The organism is Endozoicomonas sp. (genome assembly GCF_051008435.1).
In the GTDB taxonomy this organism is placed as follows: domain Bacteria; phylum Pseudomonadota; class Gammaproteobacteria; order Pseudomonadales; family Endozoicomonadaceae; genus Endozoicomonas_A.
This window is the reverse complement of sequence record NZ_JBPCXO010000244.1, coordinates 1-4059: the sequence shown is the minus strand read 5'-3', so window position 1 is coordinate 4059 and position 4059 is coordinate 1. Positions and strand designations below refer to the sequence as shown.

Below are 4059 nucleotides of genomic sequence, written 5' to 3'. Positions count from 1 at the left end.
GGGTCTGTTCAGAGTGCGGAGCTGAACATCTGCGTGACGTAAACGCAGCAAGAAACATTCTTGCGGTCGGGCATGACCGTCTAGCTGTAGGAATCCCCGTCCTTTAGGGCGGGGAGGATGTCAATGTTTTGATACAGCGTTGGCAGAGAGATCAAAGCCTCTGCTATGGATGTCCAAGGCTAATCCTATGCAATTCGCCGACTTATAACAAATGTCTTAAATTTGAAGGGTTGTGTTGGAAAGATAGCAGCTAGACTTCAGTCACCTATGCCACTCGATGCAAGGTGTTGATGATGAATCATAATGTTCTGACAGAAGTGCTGGTGGCCAGTAAACAGTGGGTCAAGCATTTCAATAATGGTGATGTGGATTACTGTGTCTCAGCCTACTTGCCGGAGGCAGAGTTAATTGCAAAACCCATGGGTACGTTTGATACCCATGAGAGTATTGATCATTTCTGGCGTCCTTTTGTTCAGTCGGGAGCCACCGATCTTGAATATCACCAAATCTGGTTGAAGCAAATAAACGACACAACAGTTCAGCTGGGTGCAGACTGGACTATGAACATGGGAAAGGGTGTCATTTCACTGGAAGAATGGGTTAAAACGGAAGCCGGCATCTGGAAGTTAGCTCAAGACCAGTTTGAAATTGCCGAGCAATATTAACCCTTCATACAGCCACGCCTCAGTCTTCGATGTCATCCGGTTCAGGCAGTGTCTTCAGATTAGCCTTTATCCGTTCTGGCAAACAGATATGGAAACAGCTTCAGCTTTTCATCGGATGTCAGGTTATTCATCTGCGCAATGTTTTTATCGGGAATACCATCCGGATCCGGGTAATTGGCGATCGCCTTTTCCAGACTGTCTTCCCGGATAATGTGCAAAAGAGGATAGGGGGAACGATTGGTCAGGTTCTCATTATCTTCCGGGTACGTATCAGCAAAGCAGTAGTGAGGGTGAAAACTGGCAACCTGGAACTTTCCTTCCCAATGGAAACCTCGCAGCAGGGCGTCCACATGATGGAGAAACTGGTTGTAGTCATCAAAACTCTGAAGCTGATCCGGAATGACAATCAAGGTGGTCTCCAGTTCACTGGCTGGCGTTTCGTCAGCCAGAGTCAGTTCAGACTGGAGGGTCTCAAGTAATGCTTCTTCCGTGGTGTCTCTTGATAGGGTGATACGAATCTGGTTGTGCTGCTCTGGCCAGGCGGCAAAAGGGCAGAGATTCAGGCCAATCACTACCTCTTTGAGCCATTGGCGTACTGCTTCAATCTCTTTACTCATGGGGGGAGGTCCGGGTTAATGTATTGCGAAGTATGACAGAAAGCACTTTTTGGAGCACGAAAGCTGTAGGGATAGCCAGCAGTAACCAGGCGGCACAGGCGGCAAGAATCGCTATGCCGTACTGTTCAAGAAAAAGGCTAAAGTTCTCACCGACCAGCGAAAAAATCTCGACTGGATTAATCGAGAGAGCAGGCAGGTCAAACAGCCACTCACCCATCTTTAAAAAAGGGATGAACAGCAAAAACTGCAAGGGGTAGACGCAGTAGTTGGCAATCTGAATCGCGACCTGATTCAGCCGAAATACCCAAGCCATCAAGATGCAGATTCCTGTTGTAATACCAAAGATTGGAAAAACAGCAATAACCGCTCCCCAGGCCAGACTGCTGGCCAGTGCTTCAGGCGTCAATCCCTGTTTTAACAGCCCCATAACAGGCTGAATCAGTTTGTTGTTGATCAGTTGTTTCAGTGACGTCATTGTCTTACTCAGTAGAGGGCTATTATTTCCTGCCAGTGTCCAGTCGGGAGTTCTATCTCATCACCCAGATAGCTTCCGATCAGCTTGCGGGAAACCGGCGCATCCGGGTTTATGACAGTAATGATTTTGTCTGCCAGAGACAGTTGCATGCCACCACCGACCGGGCTGATGAAAAAGTACGCTTCGTGTTTTTTTGCATCCTGAAGGACAGCCAGTGCGAACATACCAATGGGGTCGTCCACCGAATATTCTTTCATGATGAGCTTTCGGGCCGTTAGCAGATTTTGCTCCAGCTCCAGTACTCTTTCAGACTGACCATGGGCCAGGTAGGCGGCCTCCAGTGCCAGCGTGTCATACTGGTGTTCTGGTTTGTTTTCTTTGTCGCTGGCGGTTTTATGGGCCAGATCGGCCGCGTTTAAAGCAGAATGCCATTGCTGTTCCAGTGCCTTGATGAGGGCTTCCTGTATCTGGTTCTTATTCATAAATTCCCCATCAGTTGGGATATCCTGCGTTTACTCTGACAAGCTCTGTGGTCAGACAGTGTGACTCTGTTGATTTTGGTAAAAATACCGTAATGTGCATAAATACTATCAGTGATTATCCAGTCACTGCTGGTTGTGATTATTTTCCTGTGCTGATGAGAGTGCGTGCATGTCTTCAAGTGAAATGGCTATGGCCATTCTGTTGGTCTTGATCTGTTCCGGATTGTCCTGGCTGTTTGCCAGGCAAAGAGCGGCTGCCGGATTGGCAAAGCTGGCTGCACAGATGCAGCAACAGGGGCTCAGGATTTCTGAACTTACCGCAGAGCAGGGCCAGCTTTCCAGTGAAAGGGATAAGCTGCAACAGGATAATCGCGACCTGCATATTATAAAAGGAAAACTGGAAGCCCTGCTGAATAATGAAAAACGCCGGGTTCAGGAGCGGGAAGTGCTGCTTCAGGAAGGCTTGCTTAAGCAGCAGAGTGAGCAGGAAGCCCGGTTCACAGCAGAGAAACAGGTGCGGGAACTGAAGGTCAGGCTGGAAGAGCAGCAGTTGCACAATGAAAAGTCATTGCGGCAGTTGGAAGACAATAAACAGGCCCTCAAGGAAGAGTTTGGCAATCTGGCCAATGAGATCCTGGAAGCCAAGAGCAAATCCGTTTCACAGCAGCATCAGGCGGGTCTTGAAAACCTGTTAAAACCTTTCAAGGAACAGTTGGGTGAGTTTCGAAACAAGGTAGAAGAAGCCCGAAAGGCTGACAATGAAGGGCGGGCGGCTCTCAAGCAACAGTTGGAGACCTTGTATCACCTGAATCAGAAGATCACCGATGAAGCCGGGAACCTGGCAAAAGCCCTCAAGGGCGATAAGAAACTTCAGGGTAACTGGGGTGAGTTGCAGGTTGAACGCATTCTGGAAAACAGTGGTTTGATCAAGGGGCAGGAATACGAGCGAGAGCCCAACTTTAAAGATGAGGAAGGCCAGAACAAACGCCCTGATTTTATTGTTTATCTGCCAGAAGAAAAACACCTGATCATCGATTCTAAAGTCTCGCTGGTGGATTACATGGCGTATGTGAATTCAGAGACAGACGAACAGCGGGAAGGCGCACTGAAACGACATATTCAAAGTATCCGCAATCATATTAAAAGTCTGAATGAAAAAGATTACCCCTCCTTGCCTGAAGTGAAAGCACCAGACTTTGTATTTATGTTCATGCCCATTGAGCCGGCTTTTATGGTGGCTTTTCAGCATGATCAGCAACTGTTTAATGAAGCTTTTGAAAAACGTATTGTGGTTGTGACACCTACCACGCTTCTGGCTACTCTCAGAACGGTGTCTAATCTCTGGACCATTGAAAGGCAGAATGCCAATGCCCGAAAACTGGCAGACAAAGCTCGTCAGGTGTACGACAAACTTCGTATATTTGTCGAGAAAATGGAAAAGCTGGATCAGCAACTGACCAGTGCCAGAGGCACGTATGATGATGCTATGGGAACCTTGAAGCATGGTCGTGGTAACCTGATCTCTCAGGCGGATCAGTTTTTAACGCTGGGTGTCCGGGTGAAAAAAGAGCTTCCCAGACAGACTTTAGAAACGGCGGATCTGGGCAGTGATGTTGCCTTAGAATCTGATCAGGATGCCAGTCATGATGCCGAAAACTGATCAAACATCCCAGGAGCCTGTCGGACTTAACCAACCGTAGCGAGAAAAAGTCCGGTTTGAGACAGTTTTTATGATTATTTGAGGCGAATAGCGAGCTATTCAACGAAAAGAATCAGAAAAAATGGCCAAATCCGGCTTTTTCGCAGTAGGTCAGTGGTAA

At 47.8% G+C, this 4059-nt stretch carries 6 protein-coding genes; 3 read left to right on the top strand and 3 right to left on the bottom strand.

The window, feature by feature from the left end; translation table 11 throughout:
- On the top strand, nucleotides 1–107 hold a 107-nt coding region (locus tag ACR2PX_RS12535; RefSeq protein WP_433999696.1), incomplete at its 5' end, for a zinc ribbon domain-containing protein.
- Between the two features lie 183 nt (nucleotides 108–290).
- A complete protein-coding gene (locus tag ACR2PX_RS12530; protein WP_433999695.1) occupies nucleotides 291–665 on the top strand; it encodes a YybH family protein in 375 nt (124 codons plus the stop codon).
- Between the two features lie 59 nt (nucleotides 666–724).
- Here the strand turns inward: ACR2PX_RS12530 and ACR2PX_RS12525 are convergent, their stop codons facing one another.
- From ACR2PX_RS12525 to ACR2PX_RS12515, 3 genes are read right to left on the bottom strand one after another with little or no spacing between them, the layout of a single operon-like run.
- Nucleotides 725–1282, bottom strand: a complete 558-nt coding sequence (locus ACR2PX_RS12525; protein WP_433999694.1) for a DUF1415 domain-containing protein — start codon at nucleotides 1280–1282, stop codon at nucleotides 725–727.
- On the bottom strand, nucleotides 1275–1757 hold the full coding sequence (locus ACR2PX_RS12520; RefSeq protein ID WP_433999693.1) for a DUF2062 domain-containing protein: 483 nt from the start codon (nucleotides 1755–1757) through the stop codon (nucleotides 1275–1277). The genes ACR2PX_RS12525 and ACR2PX_RS12520 overlap by 8 nt, the downstream gene beginning before the upstream one ends.
- An 8-nt stretch (nucleotides 1758–1765) precedes the next feature.
- Complete coding sequence (locus tag ACR2PX_RS12515) at nucleotides 1766–2239, bottom strand: hypothetical protein (RefSeq protein ID WP_433999692.1); 474 nt, start codon at nucleotides 2237–2239, stop codon at nucleotides 1766–1768.
- Between the two features lie 169 nt (nucleotides 2240–2408).
- On the opposite strand from ACR2PX_RS12515, the gene rmuC reads away from it, so the two are divergent.
- Nucleotides 2409–3899, top strand: a complete 1491-nt coding sequence (gene rmuC / locus ACR2PX_RS12510; RefSeq protein ID WP_433999691.1) for a DNA recombination protein RmuC — start codon at nucleotides 2409–2411, stop codon at nucleotides 3897–3899.
- The last annotated feature ends 160 nt before the right edge of the window (nucleotides 3900–4059 follow it).